The organism is Pseudomonas sp. Q1-7, assembly GCF_028010285.1.
GTDB lineage: Bacteria > Pseudomonadota > Gammaproteobacteria > Pseudomonadales > Pseudomonadaceae > Metapseudomonas.
In genome coordinates this window covers 4,013,412-4,035,330 of record NZ_CP116304.1, presented here as the reverse complement: position 1 = coordinate 4,035,330, position 21,919 = coordinate 4,013,412, and the positions used below count along the sequence as shown (strand labels likewise).

Sequence of the window (21,919 nt, the reverse complement as noted above, 5' to 3'; positions counted from 1 at the left end):
CGGCAATCTTCCTTGCCGCTGGCGGCATCCCCTCGCCGCCAGTGCTTTGACAAGGCCCCGCAAGGGGCCTTTTTCTTTTCTGTAAATTCCTTTTATTTCAGTGTCTTGTGGGTGTTTTTCGGGTTTGGCATGGCGTTTGCTGGATAGCCTGCAAAGCGTCAAAGGGCGGCAACGCCACTCGGAGAGATTCATGGACAAGATGCTGTATGTCGCAATGAGCGGGGCCAGCCAGAATTCCCTGGCCCAGCGTGCCCATGCCAATAACCTGGCGAACATCTCGACGTCCGGTTTCCGCCGCGATTTCGAACAGGCGCGCTCCATGCCGGTGTTCGGCGACAGCTTCCCGTCGCGGGTCTACGCCATGACCGAGCGCCCGGGTACCGACTTCACGCCTGGCGCCCTGCAGGAGACCGGCCGCGACATGGACGTGGCCATCGAGGGGGAGGGCTGGATCGCCGTGCAGTCCCCGGACGGCAGTGAGGCCTATGTGCGCACCGCCAGCCTGAAGATCGACGCCCTCGGCCAGTTGCGCACCGGCAATGGTTTGCCGGTCATGGGCAACGCCGGGCCCATCGCCATTCCGCCGGAGCAGAAAGTCGAGATCGGCCAGGACGGCACCCTCAGCATCCGCGCTCTGGGCGAGAGTCCCAACGTGGTGGCCGAGGTGGACCGCATCAAGCTGGTCAATCCCGATCCGCAGCAACTGGAGAAGGGCACCGACGGCCTGATCCGGGTCAAGGACCCGCAGCAGGCGGTGCAGGCCGATGCCAATGTGCGTGTGACGTCCGGCTTCATCGAGGCCAGCAACGTCAACGCCGTGGAAGAAATGACCGCGATCCTCTCGCTGTCCCGCCAGTTCGAACTTTCCGTGAAGATGATGCGCACCGCCGAGGACAATGCCTCGGCGATGGCGCGGGTCTTGCAGCTCAGCTAATCACCAGTAGGCGGCGCCATGTTTCCGGCGCCCTAGGAGAACGACATGCTTCCGGCACTCTGGGTCAGCAAGACCGGCCTGTCCGCCCAGGACATGAACCTGACCACCATTTCCAACAACCTGGCGAACGTCTCGACCACGGGCTTCAAGCGTGACCGCGCCGAATTCGAGGACCTGCTGTACCAGATCCGTCGCCAGCCGGGTGGCCAGAGCACCCAGGACAGCGAGCTGCCCACCGGCCTGCAACTGGGTACCGGCGTGCGCATCGCCGGCACCCAGAAGATCTTCACCCAGGGCAGCCTGCAGACCACCGAGCAACCGCTGGACATGGCCATCAACGGCCGCGGCTTCTTCCAGGTACTGCTGCCCGACGGCACTGTCGGCTACACCCGCGACGGCAGCTTCCACCTGAACTCCGACGGCCAGATCGTCACCTCCCAGGGCTTCGCCCTGGAACCGGCCATCGTGCTGCCGGCCGAGGTCAAGACCTTCACCGTGGGCGAGGACGGCACTGTCTCCGTGACCACCACGGGCAACCCTGCGCCCCAGGTGATCGGCAACATCCAGACCGCCGACTTCGTCAACTACGGCGGCCTGGAAGCCATCGGCAACAACCTGTTCCTGGAAACCGCCGCCAGCGGCGCGCCGCAGGTCGGCACGCCGGGCCTCACCGGCCTTGGCGCGGTGCAGCAGAACACCCTGGAGAACTCCAACGTCAGCGTGGTCGAGGAGCTGGTGAACATGATCACCACCCAGCGCGCCTACGAGATGAACTCCAAGGTCATCTCCACCGCCGACCAGATGCTCGCCTTCGTCACGCAGAACCTGTAACGCCCTGAGGTAGTTGTCATGAACCGGCTGATCATTCTCCTCCCGCTGCTCGGCGCCGCCCTGATCCAGGGTTGCGTGCAGCCGGCGCCGCGACCGAACGATCCGTACTACGCCCCCGTGCTGCCGCGCACCCCGTTGCCGGCCGCGCAGAACAACGGCGCCATCTACCAGGCCGGGTTCGAGACCAACCTTTACGACGACCGCAAGGCCTACCGCGTGGGTGACATCATCACCATCACCCTCAACGAGCGCACCCAGGCCAGCAAGAACGCCAACTCGCAAATCCAGAAGGACAGCAGCGCCAACATTGGCCTGACCTCGTTGTTCGGCGGTGGCGTTTCGGTGAACAACCCCAATGGCGGGCTCAACCCGCTGGACGCCGCGCGCCTGTCGCTGGATGCCGAATACAGCGCCTCCCGTGACACCAAGGGCGACAGCAAGGCAGGGCAGAGCAACAGCCTGTCCGGCTCCATCACCGTCACCGTCTCCGAAGTGCTGCCCAACGGCATCCTCGCCGTGCGAGGCGAGAAGTGGCTGACCCTGAACACCGGCGATGAACTGGTCCGCATCGCCGGCCTGGTTCGCGCCGACGACATCGGCACCGACAACACCGTGCCATCCACCCGTGTGGCCGACGCGCGCATCACCTATTCCGGCACGGGCGCCTTCGCCGATGCCAGCCAGCCCGGCTGGTTCGACCGGTTCTTCATGAGCCCGCTGTTCCCGTTCTGATGAGGCCGACCATGAAGCGACTGATCACCGCCCTCTGCCTGCTGCTCGTTGCCGGCCTCGCCCAGGCCGAACGCCTGAAGGACCTGGCGAGCATCCAGGGGGTGCGGACCAACCAGTTGATCGGCTACGGCCTGGTGGTGGGCCTGAACGGCACGGGTGACCAGACCACCCAGACGCCCTTCACCCTGCAAACGTTCAACAACATGCTGGCGCAGTTCGGTATCAAGGTGCCGGCCAACGTCGGCAACGTGCAGTTGAAGAACGTCGCGGCCGTGTCCATCCATGCCGACCTGCCGCCCTTCGCCAAGCCGGGCCAGACCATCGACGTCACCATCTCGTCCATCGGCAACGCCAAGAGCCTGCGCGGCGGCAGCCTGCTGATGGCGCCGCTGAAAGGCATCGATGGCAACGTCTACGCCATCGCCCAGGGCAACCTGGTGGTGGGCGGCTTCGATGCCCAGGGCAGCGACGGCTCGAAGATCACCGTCAACGTCCCGTCCTCCGGGCGCATCCCCGCCGGCGCCACGGTCGAGCGGCCGGTGCCGAGCGGTTTCGAACAGGGCAACTTCCTCACCCTGAACCTCAACCGTCCGGACTTCACCACCGCGAAAAACATCGTCGACAAGCTCAACGAACTGCTCGGCCCGGGCGTCGCCCAGGCCGTCGATGGCGGTTCCGTGCGGGTCAGCGCGCCGCTGGACCCGAACCAGCGCGTGGACTACCTCTCGGTGATCGAGAATCTGGAGATCGAGGCCGGCCAGGCCGTGGCCAAGGTCATCATCAATTCGCGCACTGGCACCATCGTCATCGGCCAGAACGTGCGCGTGCAGCCGGCCGCCGTGACCCACGGCAGCCTCACCGTGACCATCACCGAGGACCCCATCGTCAGCCAGCCGGAAGCCTTCTCCGGCGGCCAGACCGCGGTGGTGCCGCGCTCCAGGGTCAACGCCGAGCAGGAAGCCAAGCCGATGTTCAAGTTCGGCCCCGGCACCACCCTCGACGAGATCGTGCGCGCGGTGAACCAGGTGGGCGCGGCGCCCTCCGACCTGATGGCCATCCTCGAAGCGCTGAAGCAGGCCGGTGCCCTGCAGGCCGACCTGATCGTGATTTAAGGACGCGGCGATGAATTCGAAATTCTCCACAGGCCTCGCCAGCGGTTCCAAGGTCGACAGCGGCGCCTACACCGACCTGAACCGACTCAACCAGTTCAAGACCGGCAAGGACCGCGACAGCGAGGGCAACATCCGCAAGGTCGCCCAGGAATTCGAGTCGCTGTTCCTCAACGAAATGATGAAGTCCATGCGCCAGGCGGGCGAAGCCTTCGCCGAAGGCAACTACCTGAACAGCAACGAGACCAAGACCTACCAGGACATGCACGACCAGCAGTTGGCCGTGACCCTGTCCAAGCAGGGCGGCGTGGGCCTGGCCGATGTGCTCACCCGGCAGTTGTCCAAGACCGGCCAGGCGGCGCGGCCCAATCCTTTCGCCCAGGTCCAGTCCGGCGTCCAGGCCAACTGGCCGGCGCAGGGCGGCAAGCCGGTGGCCAAGGCGGACGAGGCCAGTGCTCCGGCGCGCGACGATTCCGCACTGATCAACCAGCGCCGCCTGGCCCTGCCGGGCCGGCTGAGCGAGCGCCAGGCCGCCGGCATCGCGCCCTCCACCGCGCAGGTCGCCGGTGCGCCGCTGGCGGGCAACGACTGGACGCCGGCCAAGGCTTACGCCGCGCCGGAGCGCGAAGCCGTTGGCGGCGCTGAGTCCGGCAAGGGCGTCGGCAAGCGTGTGTTCGCGTCCCGCGAAGAGTTCATCGAGACCCTGTTGCCCATGGCCGAGAAGGCCGCCGAGCGCATCGGTGTCGACCCCCGCTACCTGGTGGCCCAGGCCGCGCTGGAAACCGGCTGGGGCAAGTCGATCATCCGCCAGGGCGATGGCGACAGCAGCCACAACCTGTTCGGCATCAAGGCCCACAAGGCCTGGGATGGCGAATCCGCGCGGGTGATGACCACCGAATACAAGGGGGGCAAGGCGGTCAAGGAGGCGGCGTCCTTCCGCGCCTACAACTCCTTCGAGCAGAGCTTCCACGATTACGTGAGCTTCCTTGAAAACAACAACCGCTACGACAAGGCGCTGGATTCCGCCGACAACCCCGAGCAGTTCGTCCGCGAGCTGCAGAAGGCCGGCTACGCCACCGACCCCCAGTACGCCCGCAAGATCACCCAGATCGCTCGCGGCATGCAGATCTACCAGACCGTTGCCGCCGTAGACGGCACGACCACCAGGACATGAGGCTTGAGTCATGGCTGACTTGTTGAACATTGGTCTGTCTGGACTGCGCGTAAGCCAGACCCAGCTCACCATCACCGGCCACAACATTTCCAACGTCAACACGCCCGGTTTTTCCCGGCAGAGCGCGACGCAATCCACCACACTGCCCCAGTTCTCCGGCTCGGGTTACATCGGCAGCGGCGTGGCACTGACGGATATCCGTCGCAGCTACAGCGAGTTCCTCACTACCCAGTTGCGCAATACCACGTCGCTGAGCAGCGATGTCGAGGCCTACAAGAGCCAGATATCCCAGCTCGACTCGCTGCTGGCCGGTTCCACCACTGGTATCACGCCGTCGCTGAAGAGTTTCTTCGCGGCCATGCAGACCGCTGCGGAAGACCCCGCCAACATTCCGGCACGGCAGTTAGTGCTGTCCGAGGCCGAAGGGCTGGCGCGTCGCTTCAACACCGTCTACGACCGGCTGAACGCCCAGAACGAATCGCTGAACAAGCAGATGTCTGCCGTCAGCGACCAGGTCAATCGTCTTGCCGGCTCCATCGCCAGCCTGAACCAGGCGATCGCCGTCGCAGCGGCCAACGGAAGTCAGCCCAACGACTTGATGGATGCTCGCGAAGAAGCGATTCGCCAGTTGTCCACCTATGTCGGCGTGAGCGTGGTGCCCCAGAGCGACGGTACCCAGAGCATCTTCATCGGCTCCGGCCAGCCGTTGGTGGTGGGAAACTCCGCCAACCGACTGGAGGCCGTTCCTGGGAAGGGCGATCCGAATCGTTTCGAGATCGAGTTCGTGAGTGGAGACTCGCGCCAAGGGGTAACAACGCTGCTCAGTGGTGGTGAGCTGGGAGGGTTGGTGCGCTATCGCACCGAAACACTCGATAACGCCATGAACTCCCTGGGACGATTGGCCCTGGCCATTACCGACCAGGTCAACACTCAGCTTGGCATGGGCCTGGACCTCAAGGGGCAGGCAGGCTCTCCGCTGTTCGCCGACTACAACGATCCGGGACTCGCGGCCCTGCGCGCGCTCAACCTGGGTTCGAACGTCGGAAATGCCCAGCCGCTGCTGAACATTACCGATACCCGCACCCTGTCCACCAGCGACTACCGTCTGGAAATTACGGACTCCACTACCGTACCACCGACGTTCTCGGCGCGACGCTTGTCCGACGGCGCCAGCATGACAGTGACGGCGACAGCCAATCCGGCACCTGGCGGCGGCTACACGCTGAGCTTCGCCGATCCGGCCAAGGCGCCGAATGGAGGCCAGGGCTTCGAGGTCGCTTTCAGCGCAGCCGAACTGGGCAAGGCGGTGCAGGGCGACGTCTTCCTGTTGCAACCCACCCGTCGTGGCGCGACGGATATCGGCGCAATCCTTGATCAGCCGGACCAGTTGGCTCTGGCCGCACCTGTGCGCGCCGAGGCCAACACCCAGAACCGTGGCAGCGGGGTGATTACCCAGCCAGACCTGCAAGGCATGAAGAGCCCGATCGATCCGGTCGCCTTGACCGCGGCGCTGCCGGTGGGGCTGACCTATGACTCGACGACAGGCCTGTTCGCAGTTCCGGCCGGTGCCACTCTGACCCGCATCAACCAGGACGGTACGCCGGCGGTGCCGCCGGCCTTCCAATCCGGGCAGCAGAACTCCTATGAGCTGCAACTCAGCGATGGCAGCGTTGTTCGATTCAATCTCAGCGGGCGTCCGGAGAACGGCGACACCTTCAACGTTGCTTTCAACGACAAGGGCGTCTCGGATAACCGCAACGGCCTGAAGCTGGCGGACTTGCAATCCAAGGCAACTGTGGGCATCGACCTGAACTCGCCGGGCACAACGGGTGTGAGTTTCTCCGATGGCTATGGCGGCCTGGTCGAGCGGGTCGGCACATTGACCGCCCAGGCTCGGGTGGACAGCGAAGCCACGACCGCGATCCTCAAGCAGGCCACCGACAACCGGGACTCGCTGTCCGGCGTCAGCCTGGATGAAGAGGCAGCCAATCTGATCAAGTTCGAGCAGTACTACAACGCCTCGTCGCAGGTGATTCAAGTTGCGCGAAGCCTGTTCGATACCCTCATGAATACCTTCCGTTAACGGGGCGGCCATGCGTATCTCGACCATCCAGGCATTCAACAACGGTATTGCGGGCCTGCAGCGCAACTATGCCAACGTCACCCGGACCCAGGAGCAGATCAGCACTGGCAACCGCATTCTCACGCCGGCGGACGATCCGGTTGCCTCTGTGCGGCTGTTGCAGCTTGAGCAGCAAGGCGTGCTGGACCAGTACAACTCCAATTTGACGGCGGCGAAGAATAGCCTGAGCCAGGAGGAAATCACGCTTCAGTCCGTTACCACGGTTCTGCAGCGGGTGAGAGAACTCGTCGGGCAGGCGGGTAATGGTGCGCTTGGCCTGGATGACCGGAAATCCATCGCTGCTGAACTCGCCGAGCGTGAAGACGAGTTGCTGGCGCTGATGAATACCCGGAATGCCCGCGGCGAATATCTCTTCGCCGGTTTTCAGGGCAAGTCGCAGCCATTCGTTCGCCAAGCTGATGGTAGCTATGCATACATGGGCGATGAAGGGCAGCGCATGCTGCAGATAGCCAGCTCCCTTGAAGTGCCGATCAGCGACAACGGTCGACAGGTATTCCAGAGTGCTCTGAATGCCGGCCGACTTACCATTACCGATAATTCGGCGCCTCCCGCGCCCACTGGCACCATTAGCGGTGCATTGGTGAAGGACGAAGTGTCGTTCTCCAGTTTTCCAGCGGGTGGAGTACAGATCACCTTCGATGTTGCCGACCCAAAGAACTACACAATCACGCCGTTGCCATCCGGTACGGCAGTAACGGGGCGCCTTGCCGACGATGGCGATACCCTGGTCACCTACGGTGGTATCGGCTTTTACATCAACGGCACGCCTCCCGCTTCTTCGAGTTTCACGCTTGAGGGGCCCGGACCCGCCGCGAATGCAACGGCGAGCGATCCGGCGGTCAAGACGGGCATCCTGGATAGCATCTCGCAGTTGCGCCAAGTGCTGGAAAACAGTACCGATGGGCGTGAAGTTCGAGATGCCGTCGCTCTGGGGCTCTCCAACATTTCCAATGGTATGGCGGGTGTGGATCTGGCCCAGGGACAGATCGGGGCTCGCCTGAATGTGGTCGAATCCAGCCTGACTGACAACGAAGATGTCGGCTTGGCCAATAAGTCTGTGCAGGCCGAACTGCGAGAGCTGGATTACGCTGAGGCGCTGTCGAGACTGTCGTTCCAGCAGTTGATCCTTGATGCGTCCCAAAAGAGCTATGTGGCGATTTCCCAGCTGAATCTGTTTAGCAAGATGTGATGCGTCCTTTTGCCCAAACCTGCGTTGAGGTGTGTCGCTGCCGCCTTGCCCGCTCTTGGCAGGCATCTTGCTGTGCATAGAGCCACAAGAGTCCGCGTCACCAATCTGGCGCCTTTAGATGCCGGCTCACTCAATGCACGGTGCAAGCATGACAAAACCAATTCCGGTCACCAGCCCCTTACTGCCCCCGCTTGAAGACTTTCTTCCCTATCTGGAAGAGGTGTGGGAAAGCCGGCGTCTGACGAATGGCGGCCCCATGCATGAGCGTCTCGAGCAGGAGTTGGCCAGCTACCTGGGGGTTGAGCATATGTGCCTGTTCGCCAACGGCACGCTCGCCTTGGTGGCGGCCCTTCAGGCCCTGCGGATCACCGGCGAGGTGATCACCACCCCGTATTCCTTTGTCGCGACCGCGCATTCCGTGCTGTGGAATGGCCTCAAGCCCGTGTTCGTCGATGTCGATCCGGTTACCTGCAATCTGGATCCCGCACGGGTCGAGGAAGCCATCACGCCGGCCACCTCCGCGATCATGCCCGTACATTGCTATGGCATTCCCTGTGATATCGAGGGCATTCAACGGGTAGCCGACACTTATGGTCTCAAGGTCATCTATGACGCGGCCCATGCATTCGGCGTGCGCCAGAACGGCGTCAGCATCCTGCGAGGTGGGGACCTGTCGATCCTGAGCTTTCACGCCACGAAAGTGTTCAACACCTTCGAGGGCGGCGCCATCATTTGTCCGGATGCGAAGATCAAGAAGCGCATCGATTACCTGAAGAACTTTGGCTTCGCCGACGAGGTGACAGTGGTCGCCCCTGGCATCAACGGCAAGATGAACGAGGTGCAGGCCGCCTTCGGCCTGCTCCAGCTCAAGCATCTGGATGGTGCGCTGATGGCTCGTCGGCAGTTGTTCGAGCGTTATCACGAAGCGTTCCGGGGAACTCCGGGACTGCGTCTGGTTTCGCCCGCACGAGGGCTGGACTGGAACTATTCCTATTGCCCCTTGTTCGTGGACGATCAGCGTTTTCCTGTTTCCCGCGATGCCCTGTTCCTGCGCCTGCGCGACGCGGGGATTCTCGCGCGCCGCTACTTCTATCCACTGATCTCGGAATTTCCCATGTACCGCGGGCTCGACAGCGCACAACCCAAGCGGCTCGGCAATGCGTTCGACATATCTCGCCAGGTGATCTGCCTGCCTATATTTCCACATATGCAGGAGCGGGAGCAGGATGTGGTCATCGCAATCGTCCTCGATGCTGCGCGAGCCTGAGGCCGTGGTTGATCGCGTTCGCTTCGTCATATTTACCGGCGCCAACGAACGCGCCGTGATCGCCATATGCCGTCATTTCCGGCGGAACGGGATCGCCTGTTCCCTTATCGCCAGGCCGGGGACTGACCTTTTGCGCAAGACACGCTTCGCCGGTTGGATCGAAGCGGTCCGTGGTGTGGACTGGCTCGACGTCGACGACATGCTGGCGGCGCTCGCGCGAATCAAGGCACTCCATTTGGGGGAGCAACTGATCTTCCTGCCCACCGCGGAGTCGATCATTCGACTCGTGCTCGATCAACGTGAGGCGTTCGAGGCTGCCGGCCTGGAAGTGCCGCTGATCGACAAATCGCTCTACGAGAGGGTCTCTGACAAGGCCAGCTTTCTGGAACTCATGGCTGAGGTCGGCATGCCTGTTCCGCCGCGCATCGACAGGGTGGTCGCTAATGATCTTCCGGTTGTCGCCAAGCCCTTCCACGAGGTGTCGCCGCGGAGCGGTCGCAAGCTCTATCCGGAACTCATCTTCACCGAACAGGCGCTCGAAGCCTTTCTCGCCAGCGATGTGATCGAGGATTACTTCTTCCAGCGTTACCTGGACGGGCGCAGTTACTACTTCCTGGCGTTCTTCCCGCGTACCGGTGAGCCAACGGTGCGTTACCAGGAAAATCTGTTGCAGCAGCCCAACGGCAAGTCGATGCTGGCCGCCCGCCTGTGCGAGTGCCCGGATGTCCGGAGCGAGGAGCGTCTGATTCGCGGCTTCCAGTCGGTACGATTCTTCGGTTTCGTCATGGTGGAATTGATCGAGGTGAATGGCTTATTCCACCTTATCGAAGCCAATCCCAGACTGTGGGGGCCCTTCGAGCTGGCCATTAAGGCGGGCTTCCGACCAGAGGCCATCGCAGGGGAAGCGCATCACGAGCTTGGCAGCAGGCGCGCGCTCTATTTTTGGACGAGCGGCCTGGCTCTCTCGTTGTTCGCGGGCGGCCGGCCTCGTCGCTACCCGCAGTACCTGCGCAAGCTGATATCTCGTCCCTTCGCGTTGCTCGGCGCGGACATCTATCTGCGTTTGGATACCTTGTGTCTATTGGGGCATGAGTTGGGCAATGCGTTTCTCCTGGCGTACTCCAGGCTGCGCCGTCGCGTGGTGAAGGATGCACTGTGATGGTGAGCTGGATCAGGCTCTGTCCGAGGAAATTCACCAGTGCTATCGCGAGGAACTGGTACCCGGTCCTGCGCAAGACCAGATTTCGTTGCGTTTCAACGGGGTCGTGCAGGTTCATTCATCTCAAGAAAGGGGGCGGCAATGTCATCGCCTACTGAACGGCCCAACAAACTCGAGCGCCTGCTAGCCGATACCACCCGTACTCGAAAGCATTCGGCCTATCAGCTCCTGGCTGCACCTGTAGCGAAACTGTTGGGCGATACCGGTGTTGAGGTTCATTCCAAGCACGAACTCGAACGGCTGAACTACATGCGCTCGAAGGTCGAGTTTCGTGATAAGGCAGTCCTTGATATCGGCTGCAATACGGGCTTCTTTTTATTCGAGCTGCTGCAGGCCGGAGCATCCCGGGTCACGGGCTACGAAGGTAGCGCAGCGCACGCGGCCTTCGTCCGCGAGGCGGCATCGTTGCTCGGCCTGGACGAGGCGATCGAGGTCCACTCGCGGTACTTCGACTTCGACTTCGACTTCGATTTCCGGCATGGTCGATTCGATGTCGCGCTGTTGTTGAATGTGCTGCATCACGTCGGTGACGACTTTGGAGATTCGGCCCTCACCATCGAGCAAGCCCGGGTATCGATCCTCGACCAATTGAACAGAATGAATCGCCTGGCGGACAGGCTGATCTTTCAGTTGGGATTCAACTGGCGTGGCGATCCGGCACGTTGCCTGTTCAGCCGCGGCACCAAGACCGAGATGATCAATTACATCCGCGAGGGTTCTTCGGGATTCTGGGATATCGAGGCTATCGGTGTCGCCCAGCGACAGAATGGCGAGCTTGTTTATAGAGATATCGATGACCGCAACGTTCAGCGTGACGATGCTTTGGGAGAGTTTCTCAATCGACCTATTTTCATCATGAAATCCCTAGGCAGCCGGAAATAAGGAAATAGCATGAAAAGCAGACTGCACCGCAGGCCTGGGCATCCCTACTACATTCTGGCTCCGGACTACCGGGAGTCTTCCTCGGGCGTATGTGTGCTTCACTATCTCTGCCATGCATTGAATCTGGAGGGGTTCGAGGCTTATATCGCGGGGGGCAGGAGGACCAATCCTGAGCTGAAAACCCCCTTGCTGACCGATGAAGTCAAGAGACGCCATAAACAGGCTAGAAAAGTCCCGATCGGCGTTTATCCAGAAGTTGCTTCCGGCAATGCGCTGATGACACCTGTGGTGGCGCGCTACATCCTGAACAAGGAAGGTCTGATTGGTGGCAATCAGATTGGTGCAGGAGTCCATGACTTGTTCTTCTATTTCCGTCACGAGTTCGTGGAGGCTGACCGCGCGGTCGATCTCCTGACTTTGCCGGGAACCGACATGGAGATGTTCTCGCCTTCCCCTGTGCGCGAGCGGATTACGCGTCTCCTCTATCTCCACCGCGTCCCCCGCGACGCGGTGGATTTTTCAAGCTTACCGCCTGATATAGAAGTGCTGTCGATGGCCGAGCCGCTTCCGCTGGCACAGTTGGCCGATAAATTCAGAGCCGGAAAGGTCCTCTATACGTTTGAAACCTCTTCGACTTGTACCAAAGCAATGCTTTGCGGCTGTCCGGTTGTCGCCTTGCAAGCCAAGGGTTACGAGCATCTTGCATTCACTGACGAAACTCTGGAGTTCTATCAATTCAACGGCGTTGCATTAGACGACTCTGATATTTCACTGGAGAAAGCGGCTAGCAGTCTTCCGGCGATTCGCCAATGGCACAGCGAGTTGGAGGAGCGCTTCTGGGAGCAACTGGGCGTATTCACTCGGAAGACGCAGGAGCAAGCGAACCGGGAAGCCTCCAGCCAACGATTCTGGCTGGACCGCTGGATGAGTGCCAGGGTGCCGGCGGAAACCCATGTGCGATTGATTAATTCCAGCCTTGAGAGAAATCCGGCCGCGCCGCTGCTGAATGTGGTGGTCAAGGATCTGGCCGGTGACCTGCAACGAGTGATTGCCACCATCAAGAGTCTGGACAATGACCGCTGTTTCTATAGGAACGTGAAAATCACGGTGCTCACGTCGCTCGATATCCCCAGGGAAAACTCCTCGGAGGAACTTCGTTTCGTCCGGGTCACTGAGCAGAACCTGGTCGATACGGTCAATCAGGTGGCCGCCGGAATCGATTTCGACTGGCTGATGCTGGTGGAGGCGGGGACCGAGTTCACGGCGGCCGGATTGCAGACCCTGGCGATCGAGCTGCTGGCAGCACCAGGATGTCGGGCTGTCTACGGAGACGAGCTGGAAGTCGACGGCGAAGGCATTCGCGCGCCGTTGTTGAGACCCGGCTTCAATCTCGATTACCTGCTTGCTTTCCCCGGAGCTATGGCTTCGCACTGGTTGTTCCGCAAGGAAACCCTGCATGCCCTCGATGGCTTCGATCCTGCGTTCACCGGTGCGTTCGAGCTCGACTTCATACTGCGGATGGTGGAGCACGGTGGCTTCTCGGGACTTGCTCATGTTGATGAGCCCTTGGTGGTCGTCGCGAGCAAAGCACCCGCCGATAAGGCGGACGAGCTGCGTGCGATCGGCCGGCATCTGGCAGCGCGTGGCTATGAAGACGCCGCGGTTGTATCCGTCTTGCCAGGACGCTATCGCATACGTTACGCGCACAAGAACCAGCCCCTGGTCAGCATTGTCATCCCTATCGAAGACGACCTGGCTCGCCTCGAACGGTGCGTCGAAAGCATCCTGGAAGTCACACACTACCAGCACTATGAAGTCGTTCTGGTCGGTAGCTTGGACGACTCGTCGCCCGTGCGCGACTGGCTGGAGACGCTTGCCGGGATGAGGACTGGGCGAATCAGGGTTGCACGCTATGATGGCCGCTTCGACCTGTCGGCTATGTGCAATCTGGGCGCAAGCGCGGCACGGGGTGAGTACGTGCTTCTGCTTGCCAGCAACACTTGGCAGAGCCAGCCGGAATGGCTGGACGAAATGTTGAATCACGCTCTGCGTCCGGAAGTGGCCGTCGTGGGGGCCAAAGTTCTCTATCGCTTCGGTCCGGTCAAGCACGCCGGGATCATCTTGGGTCTGCGGGGCCCAGCAGGAGGCGCTTTCATTGGTGAAGCGGGGGATTCGCCCGGGTACATGAGCCGTTTGCAGGTCGATCAGAGTTATAGCGCTGTAAGTCGAGCCTGCATGATGGTACGCAAGTCGCTTTTCGACGAAGTGGGTGGCATGGGCAGCGATGACATTCGTGGAGAGCATGCTGATGTCGACTTCTGCCTGAAGCTCGGTCAGGCTGGTTACCTGATCCTATGGGCCGCGCATGCTGTGGTTCGCCAGGCGGGAGAGGCGTCGGAGGAAAGCGTCGAGGCGTCATTCGAATCGCAAGAGCAGCAAAAGGCCCGTATCGGCATGTATAACAAATGGTTGCCTGTGCTTGCCCGGGACCCGGCCTACAACCAGAACCTGGCCATCAGTGGCTTCGGCTTCACCCCCGACTATTCCAAGACCCGTGAATGGCAGCCAATCGGGCAGCCACTGCTTCCGCGCATCCTGTGCCATCCGTCCGATGGTGGCGGCTGCGGGCACTATCGGCTCTATCAGCCGTTCCTGGCCATGGAGCGAGAAGCGCTGATCGAGGGGGTTTCCTGCGGGCCGTTGCTGGCGCCGGTGGAGCTCGAACGCTTTTCTCCCGATAGCATTATTTATCAACGTCAGTTCACGCCGGAGAGCCTATTCCGCAGGGAGGAGGCTGAGACTTATTCCGGTGCGTTCCGCGTAATGGATATGGACGATTTCATCCCTGGCGTTCCACCAAAAAGCATCCACTTCAACAAGGTTCCCAAGAATGTAATGGAATACATCAACAAGGCGCTGAGCCTAGTTGACCGCTTCGTGGTGTCGACCGCACCGCTGGCCGACGCCTTCGCAGGATTGCATCCCGATATCCGCATCATGCAGAACCGCCTGCCGGTTGAGTGGTGGGGCAGTCTTCGCAGTGAGCGGCGCGTCGGGCGCAAGCCTCGGATCGGCTGGGCGGGTGGTTCCAGCCACACCGGGGATCTTGAACTCATTTTCGATGTGGTCCGTGAGCTGGCCAATGAGGTCGAATGGGTGTTCTTTGGCATGTGCCCGGATCTGCTTCGCCCCTACATCCACGAGTTTCATTCGGGCATTTCCATTGAGCGCTACCCGGAACGCCTTGCTCGACTGAACCTGGATCTGGCATTGGCACCACTGGAAATGAATCTGTTCAACGAGTGCAAGAGCAATCTACGCATCCTGGAGTACGGGGCCTGTGGATATCCGGTGATCTGTACGGATATCGAACCTTACCGCTGCGGCATGCCAGTCACCTTAGTGAAGAACCGCACCGAAGACTGGCTCGAAGCTATTCGCATGCATCTCTCCGATCTGGACGAGACAGCCAGGAAAGGGAATGCATTGCGTGAAACGGTGCATCGCGACTGGATGTTGCAGGGCGAGGCGCTGCTGGAGTGGCGCAAGGCGTGGTTGCCTGACTGACACTCGTCACATGCCGGGGCACTCGGTCATGGGTGCTGCCGACTTGCGAACTTTCTCTAAAGTTTTCCTCCATGTCGCCGATGAGATTGACAAGGCTTGAGCAGTACGGATTCCGGCTTGCTCAAGCTAGGCAAAAAAAGCTGCGTATCAGGGCTAAAGGTTCTTCTCGAGGCGCCGATACGCAAAGTGAACGCGAACTCAATGGCCTCATGAGCTGCAGGCTCAGAGTCGCAAGCTCAGGCAAACACGCTCGGTCCTTTGGAGGACGAAAATCATGGCATTGACCGTAAACACTAACGTTGCTTCTCTCAATACTCAGCGCAACCTGAACCGTGCGTCCGACTCGCTGAGTGTATCGATGCAGCGCCTTTCCACCGGTTCGCGTATCAACAGCGCCAAAGATGACGCCGCCGGTCTGCAGATATCCAACCGTCTGACCAGCCAGATTAACGGTCTGAACGTTGCCGTGCGCAACGCCAATGATGGTATCTCCATCGCCCAAGTGGCCGAAGGTGCCCTGCAGCAGTCCACCGACATCCTGCAGCGCATGCGTGAACTGGCCCTGCAATCTGCCAACGGCAGCAACAGCAGCGTTGATCGTACTTCCCTCAATCAGGAAGTCGTGGCTCTTCAGAGCGAATTGGACCGAATCGCCGACACCACCAGTTTCGGTAGCGGCAGCAACAAGCTGTACTTGCTGAATGCCAGTGATTTCAGTGGCAACGTGGCTTTCCAGGTGGGGGCCGATGCCAACGAAACCATCAGCATCACCATGGGCTCCGCCTCGTTCGACGCGTCTGGTCTTGCTGTGGCCTCCGGTGATGTGGATATCACCACTGCTTCCGGTGCCCAGGCGGCGGTTTCGGCGATCGATGCCGCTCTGGCTGCCATCGACAGCAAGCGTGCCGACCTCGGTGCTGTGCAGAACCGTTTCCAGAACACCATTGCCAACCTACAGAACATTGCAGAGAACGTCTCGGCTTCGCGCAGCCGCATCAAGGACACCGACTTCGCCGCCGAGACCGCCAACCTGACCAAGAATCAGGTGCTGCAACAGGCCAGTACCGCCATTCTTGCCCAGGCTAACCAGCTGCCGTCGGCTGTTCTCAGCCTGCTGCAATAAGGCTTAACTCAGCACGTTGAACAGGGGAGGGGTCCCAAGACGCCTACCCCTGTTTTTGCCTTTTCAAGGAGGCGGTTATGGATATCAATGCTCAAGGCGTCAGGCACGCTGGCGTGATTGATATTGGGCCGGCCGCAGTGCAGAAGTCGCAGCGTTCCAGTATGACGGATGTGCGTTTCAACGACCGGGAGCTTCCTTCCGATACGAGTGAGCGGGGAGAGGCGTCTGAAGGCAGCGCTGAGGCCATCGGTAATGCCGTTACCTCTCTCCAGGAGTTTGCCCAGTCCATTCAGCGGGATCTGTCCTTTCGAGTGGATGATTCCAGCGGGCGGATTGTGGTCGAGGTGCGGGACCAGTCTTCCGGCGAAGTCATACGCCAGATCCCGTCCGAGGAGGCGTTGCAGTTGCTGAAGCATCTCGAGGAAGCGCGGAGCTTGATGCTCGATACGACGGCCTGAGCATCTGGCTCGAATCCTGCTAATTACATCTGGCGAATGTCGTTAGTGTCAAAAGACTGTCGAGGGAAGGAACATGGCAACGATTACTGGCACCGGTCTTGGCTCCGGACTTGATATCAACTCAATCGTGAAGTCGCTGGTTGATGCTCAGAGCGCGCCGAAAACCGCCCAGCTTGATCGTCTCAAGAGCCAGACCGACGCCAAGATTTCCGGGGTAGGGCAACTGCAGAGTGTTCTCGAAACATTTCAGAAGGCCATGAAGGACTTAGGCGCCGGTGAGGCTTTCAATGCTCTGGCGGCCACATCGTCGAAGATCGAGCAGATCACCGTCAGCGCGGCGAACAACGCTGTCGCCGGTAGTTATCAGGTTAAGATCAATCAACTTGCCGCCGCCTCCAAGGTCGCCACTGGTTTCACCCCCTCAGACGGTACCTTCAATGCAGGATCGCTGGCTATCAGCCTCGGCGGCGGTGACGACTTTACCGTTGACATCGCCGAAGGCGCTTCCCTTGTCGAGGTCCGCGACGCGATTAACGCCAAGCTCAAGGACAAGGGCGTGACCGCCAACGTCGTGAGTGACCCTGCCAATCCGCAGGCGGGCTCCCGGTTAATCCTTAGCTCCACCGTTACCGGTGCTGGCAAGGATATTTCCATATCCGGCTCCAACGCATCCCTTGCTCAGCTGAATGTCGATGGCACCCTGCAGCAGCAGGGCAGCGGGGCGGGATACATCACCAAGGCTCAGAATGCCGAGTTCGAGATCGATGGCTTGGCGCTTTCGAGTGCCACCAACAAGGTTGATGGTGCGGTCAGCGGGCTGACCTTCGAGCTTCTGGCCGAAGGGGTGGGCAAGACCACGACGCTAACAGTCGGGCCGAACAAGACTGGTCTCAAGGATTCGATCCAGAAATTCGTCGATGCATACAACCAGGTCGTTAAGGTAACTAGTTCCCTGACCAAGGTAACCAAGGGCGCCGATGGTACGACGACCAGTAGCGGTGCTCTGGTAGGTGACTCCACCGTGCGGCAGATGATGAATATCCTGCGCAAGGAGCTGACTACGTCCGCCGACACTGGCAATGACGCGATCAGGATTCTTGCGGACCTAGGTGTCAAGACGCAGAACGACGGAACCCTTTCCATCGAGCAGGGCAAGTTGGACAAGGTGATTCAGAACAGTCCTGAGACCATCGGCACCTTCTTCAAAGGCACCGACGGTCTGTTCAAGCGGCTGAGTGATCAGATCAAGACCTATACCCAGACAGGCGGCATTCTCAAGGAACGCTCCGAATCTCTCCAGGGAACACTGACCAGCATCAGCAAGCAGCGTGACACTCACACGCGTGCAATGGCGGCGCTCGAAGAGCGTCTTTATGCGCAATACAACGCCATGGACAATCTGGTCGGACAACTAACCAGTACGGGAAACTCGTTGCTGTCCAGCCTCGATGCATTGGCGGCGCGCTCGAAGTCCTGAGCCGGCCGGTCGTTGAAATATAGCGGAGGAAGTGGCTAAAGGTTTTGCGCATCGTACCGATAAGCAAGGTATGTCGACAGCAGCCCTGCGAGAACGAAAATGAATGCCGCCTCCGCTCTTCGCCAGTATCAGAACGTCAACACCAATGTGATGGTGGCTGACGCCAGCCCGCACCGCCTGATCCAGATGCTGATGGAGGGAAGTCTCTCTCGCCTGGCCCAGGCACGTGGTGCGCTCGAGCGGGGCCAGTTGGCCAGCAAGGGTGAACTCATCGGCAAGGCCATCTCCATCGTGGGCGGCTTGCGTGGCGCGCTGGACATGGAGCGCGGTGGCGAGGTGGCGAGCAATCTCGATCGCCTGTACGAATACATGGGCACTCGACTGGTCGAAGCCAATGCCAGGGATGACTCTGCGATTCTTGATGAAGTCTCTCAGCTGATGCGTACAATCAAGTCCGGCTGGGATGCGATTGCGCCCTGAATGAGTCGGTTTTCCAAGGAGTGATCATGAGTAAATCTGTCCAGCTTCTAGAGGCTGCGGGTGCGATGTTGCGCGATGCCCTGAGTCGACGAGATTGGGAAGCCATTGGTGTGCTTGATCGGCAATGTCGCGAGGCGATTGACGAAGCCATGGATGAACTACCAGCGGATGAAGCATTGTTGCGCGCCCGCATGGAGGACCTCCTAGCGTTGTACCGCGAGTTGGTGGAGTGCTGCCGCAATGAACAGCAGCGAATTGCCGGTGAATTACTGCAACTCAACCAGGCCAAACAGAGCGCCAAGGTCTACCAATTGTTCGGCTGATGACCGGGTAATTCTTATCTGCCATCAATTCGATACTGCCCCGACAACCGCTTAGCCATTCCGTCGGCTCGAACAAAAAAAGCACGCCATAAAATTGACTCGGCAAGGGTTTTTCACTTTACTAGTGGCCAATTGCCGGTCAGTCCCGATCCTTGGGATGCACCGTCTGCCCATGCGCCGTGGAACGCGGCGTTCAGCCCAAAAAGCAAGAACCAGACAATGTGGCGTGAAACCAAGATTCTGCTGATCGACGACAATAGCGATCGCCGCCGCGATTTCGCGGTGATCCTGAATTTCCTTGGGGAAGAGCACCTGCACTGCGGCAGCTCGGACTGGCGCGATGTGACAGGCCCTCTGACTTCCAGCCGCGACGTCCTCTGCGTCATGTTGGGCGAAGTGGGGGCCAAGGGCGGTGCGCTTGAACTGGTCAAGCAACTGCTGGCCTGGGACGAATTCCTGCCCGTGCTGCAAATCGGCGACCCGGTCCAGACGGACTGGCCCGAGGACCTGCGCCGTCGCCTGCTGGCCAGCCTGGAGATGCCGCCGAGCTACAACAAGCTGCTCGATTCCCTGCATCGCGCCCAGGTCTATCGCGAGATGTACGACCACGCCCGCGAACGCGGACGCCAGCGCGAACCCAATCTATTCCGTAGCCTGGTGGGCACCAGCCGCGCCATCCAGCAGGTGCGCCAGATGATGCAGCAGGTGGCCGACACCGACGCCAGCGTGCTGATCCTCGGCGAGTCCGGCACCGGCAAGGAAGTGGTCGCGCGCAACCTTCACTACCATTCCAAGCGCCGCGAAGCGCCGTTCGTGCCGGTCAACTGTGGCGCCATTCCGGCGGAGCTGCTGGAAAGCGAGCTGTTCGGCCATGAGAAGGGGGCGTTCACCGGCGCCATCACCAGCCGGGCGGGACGCTTCGAGCTGGCCAACGGCGGCACCCTGTTCCTCGACGAGATCGGCGACATGCCGCTGCCCATGCAGGTCAAGTTGCTGCGCGTGCTGCAGGAACGCACCTTCGAGCGGGTCGGCAGCAACAAGACGCAGAACGTCGACGTACGCATCATCGCCGCTACCCACAAGAACCTCGAACAGATGATCGAGGCTGGCAGCTTCCGCGAAGACCTTTATTACCGCCTCAATGTCTTCCCCATCGATATGGCGCCGCTACGCGAGCGGGTCGAGGACATTCCACTGCTGATCAACGAACTGATCTCGCGGATGGAGCACGAGAAGCGTGGCTCGATCCGCTTCAACTCCGCCGCCATCATGTCGCTGTGCAACCACGACTGGCCGGGCAACGTCCGCGAGTTGGCCAACCTTGTCGAGCGCATGGCGATCATGCACCCCTACGGCGTCATCGGCGTCAGCGAGCTGCCGAAGAAATTCCGCCATGTGGATGACGAGGACGAACAGCTCAAGGCCAGCCTGCGCGAGGAAATCGAAGAGCGGTCGGCCATCGGGGCGGGTCTGCCTGGCGTCAGCTCGCCGGCGCTGTTGCCGCCGGAAGGCCTGGACCTCAAGGACTACCTTGGCAATCTGGAGCAGGGGTTGATCCAGCAGGCGCTGGACGACGCCTCCGGCGTCGTGGCCCGCGCCGCCGAGCGCCTGCGCATCCGCCGCACGACCCTGGTGGAGAAAATGCGCAAGTACGGCATGAGCCGTCGCGACGAGGAATTGGCGGAAGAATAGTTCCGCTTTTTTCAACTCGTTGTTTTTAAAGGATTAAATTTTAGGCACGGGTATTGCTATATCTCCCTCGACCGACCGTCTGCTGACGGTCGATGGAGCGAGAGAAGAGCATGAGCCACGCCGTCGTCAAACCCCTGCAGGACCCACAAACCGCCCCTGCCGAACAGGCCAGCCGGGCGGGCCTTGAACACGCTTTCGCGCTGTTCAACCAGATGTCGACCCAGCTGAGCGAGTCCTACAGCTTGCTGGAGGCACGGGTCACCGAGCTGAAGGGGCAGTTGGCCCTGGTCAGCGCCCAGCGCATGCAGGAACTGGCGGAAAAGGAACGCTTGGCCAACCGTCTGCAGAGCCTGCTGGACCTGCTGCCCGGCGGTGTCATCGTGATCGACGGTCAGGGCGTGGTGCGCGAAGCCAACCCGGTGGCGCGCCACCTGCTCGGCCAGCCGCTGGTGGGCATGCTCTGGCGCGAAGTGATCGCCCGCAACTTCTCTCCGCGCGAAGACGATGGCCACGAAATCTCCCTCAAGGACGGCCGTCGCGTCTCCATTGCCACCCGCTCCCTGAACGGTGAGCCCGGCCTGTTGATTCTGCTCAACGACCTGACGGAAACCCGTCGCCTGCAGGGCCAACTGGCCCGCCATGAGCGCCTGTCCGCACTGGGGCGCATGGTCGCTTCCCTGGCCCACCAGATCCGCACGCCGCTGTCCGCGGCCTTGCTCTACGCCGGTCACCTGACCCAGCAAGTGTTGCCGACCGACCAGCAGCAACGTTTCGCCGGCCGCCTCAAGGAACGCTTGCATGAATTGGAGCACCAGGTGCGCGACATGCTGGTGTTCGCCCGTGGCGAGCTGCCGCTGCCGGATCGCCTGGCGCCGTCGGCGCTGTTCTCCGCGTTACGTGCCTCGGCCGAATCCCATGTACAGGACAAGGCTGTGCGTTGGCAGTGCGACCTCACCGACGGCGAGTTGCTGTGCAATCGCGACACCCTGGTGGGCGCGATGCTCAACCTGATCGAGAACGCCAGCCAGGCCGCGGGCCAAGGCCTGCGGCTGAAGGTTCATCTCTATCGGCGTGGCGGCGACGTGCGCCTGACCATCAGCGACAACGGCCCCGGTATCGACGCCGCCACCCTCGCGCGCCTGGGCGAACCCTTTTTCACCACCAAGACCACCGGCACCGGCCTCGGGCTGGCCGTGGTCAAGGCGGTGGCGCGTGCCCACCGGGGCGAGCTGCGGCTGCAGTCGCGGCCCGGTCGCGGCACCTGCGCCACCCTGGTCCTGCCGCTGATTCCCGCGGCGCAATCGGTTTTTCAGGAGTAA

Annotated in this window: 18 protein-coding genes; all 18 read left to right on the top strand. The window is 61.0% G+C overall.

What is annotated here, in order from left to right:
- The first annotated feature begins 190 nt into the window (after window positions 1–190).
- Entirely contained in the window at window positions 191–934 is a 744-nt protein-coding gene (flgF, locus tag PJW05_RS18780) for a flagellar basal-body rod protein FlgF (protein WP_271408483.1), read from the top strand.
- A 45-nt stretch (window positions 935–979) separates the two neighbouring features.
- Window positions 980–1,765 carry a flagellar basal-body rod protein FlgG gene (gene flgG / locus PJW05_RS18775; protein ID WP_271408482.1) on the top strand — a complete coding sequence of 262 codons (786 nt, stop codon included), beginning with the start codon at window positions 980–982 and terminating at the stop codon, window positions 1,763–1,765.
- Window positions 1,766–1,783: 18 nt separating this feature from the next.
- Entirely contained in the window at window positions 1,784–2,497 is a 714-nt protein-coding gene (gene flgH, locus PJW05_RS18770; RefSeq protein ID WP_271408481.1) for a flagellar basal body L-ring protein FlgH, read from the top strand.
- A gap of 11 nt (window positions 2,498–2,508) precedes the next feature.
- A complete protein-coding gene (locus tag PJW05_RS18765; protein WP_271408480.1) occupies window positions 2,509–3,609 on the top strand; it encodes a flagellar basal body P-ring protein FlgI in 1,101 nt (366 codons plus the stop codon).
- Window positions 3,610–3,619: 10 nt separating this feature from the next.
- Window positions 3,620–4,780, top strand: coding sequence for a flagellar assembly peptidoglycan hydrolase FlgJ (gene flgJ / locus PJW05_RS18760; RefSeq protein ID WP_271408479.1), 1,161 nt, complete (start codon window positions 3,620–3,622; stop codon window positions 4,778–4,780).
- Between the two features lie 10 nt (window positions 4,781–4,790).
- Window positions 4,791–6,863, top strand: a complete 2,073-nt coding sequence (gene flgK / locus PJW05_RS18755) for a flagellar hook-associated protein FlgK (protein WP_271408478.1) — start codon at window positions 4,791–4,793, stop codon at window positions 6,861–6,863.
- 10 nt (window positions 6,864–6,873) lie between these two features.
- On the top strand, window positions 6,874–8,112 hold the full coding sequence (gene flgL / locus PJW05_RS18750) for a flagellar hook-associated protein FlgL (protein ID WP_271408477.1): 1,239 nt from the start codon (window positions 6,874–6,876) through the stop codon (window positions 8,110–8,112).
- Window positions 8,113–8,260: 148 nt separating this feature from the next.
- Window positions 8,261–9,379, top strand: coding sequence for a DegT/DnrJ/EryC1/StrS family aminotransferase (locus tag PJW05_RS18745; RefSeq protein ID WP_271408476.1), 1,119 nt, complete (start codon window positions 8,261–8,263; stop codon window positions 9,377–9,379).
- Window positions 9,339–10,538 (top strand): hypothetical protein, encoded by a 1,200-nt coding sequence (locus PJW05_RS18740; protein ID WP_271408475.1) that lies wholly within the window; start codon window positions 9,339–9,341, stop codon window positions 10,536–10,538. The genes PJW05_RS18745 and PJW05_RS18740 overlap by 41 nt, the downstream gene beginning before the upstream one ends.
- Before the next feature lie 141 nt (window positions 10,539–10,679).
- Entirely contained in the window at window positions 10,680–11,480 is an 801-nt protein-coding gene (locus PJW05_RS18735) for a class I SAM-dependent methyltransferase (RefSeq protein WP_271408474.1), read from the top strand.
- A gap of 9 nt (window positions 11,481–11,489) precedes the next feature.
- On the top strand, window positions 11,490–15,047 hold the full coding sequence (locus tag PJW05_RS18730) for a glycosyltransferase (RefSeq protein WP_271408473.1): 3,558 nt from the start codon (window positions 11,490–11,492) through the stop codon (window positions 15,045–15,047).
- A 274-nt stretch (window positions 15,048–15,321) separates the two neighbouring features.
- Complete coding sequence (locus PJW05_RS18725; RefSeq protein WP_271408472.1) at window positions 15,322–16,170, top strand: flagellin domain-containing protein; 849 nt, start codon at window positions 15,322–15,324, stop codon at window positions 16,168–16,170.
- A gap of 77 nt (window positions 16,171–16,247) precedes the next feature.
- Window positions 16,248–16,628 carry a flagellar protein FlaG gene (locus PJW05_RS18720; RefSeq protein WP_271408471.1) on the top strand — a complete coding sequence of 127 codons (381 nt, stop codon included), beginning with the start codon at window positions 16,248–16,250 and terminating at the stop codon, window positions 16,626–16,628.
- A gap of 73 nt (window positions 16,629–16,701) precedes the next feature.
- On the top strand, window positions 16,702–18,105 hold the full coding sequence (fliD, locus tag PJW05_RS18715; RefSeq protein WP_271408470.1) for a flagellar filament capping protein FliD: 1,404 nt from the start codon (window positions 16,702–16,704) through the stop codon (window positions 18,103–18,105).
- A 99-nt stretch (window positions 18,106–18,204) separates the two neighbouring features.
- Window positions 18,205–18,585, top strand: a complete 381-nt coding sequence (fliS, locus tag PJW05_RS18710) for a flagellar export chaperone FliS (RefSeq protein WP_271408469.1) — start codon at window positions 18,205–18,207, stop codon at window positions 18,583–18,585.
- A 26-nt stretch (window positions 18,586–18,611) separates the two neighbouring features.
- Window positions 18,612–18,908: a flagellar protein FliT gene (locus PJW05_RS18705; RefSeq protein ID WP_271408468.1), complete on the top strand. Its 297-nt coding sequence runs from the start codon at window positions 18,612–18,614 to the stop codon at window positions 18,906–18,908.
- 219 nt (window positions 18,909–19,127) lie between these two features.
- Complete coding sequence (locus PJW05_RS18700) at window positions 19,128–20,600, top strand: sigma-54 dependent transcriptional regulator (RefSeq protein ID WP_271408467.1); 1,473 nt, start codon at window positions 19,128–19,130, stop codon at window positions 20,598–20,600.
- A gap of 110 nt (window positions 20,601–20,710) precedes the next feature.
- The gene (locus tag PJW05_RS18695; RefSeq protein ID WP_271408466.1) at window positions 20,711–21,919 is read left to right on the top strand and encodes a sensor histidine kinase; all 1,209 of its coding nucleotides are present in this window, start codon (window positions 20,711–20,713) and stop codon (window positions 21,917–21,919) included.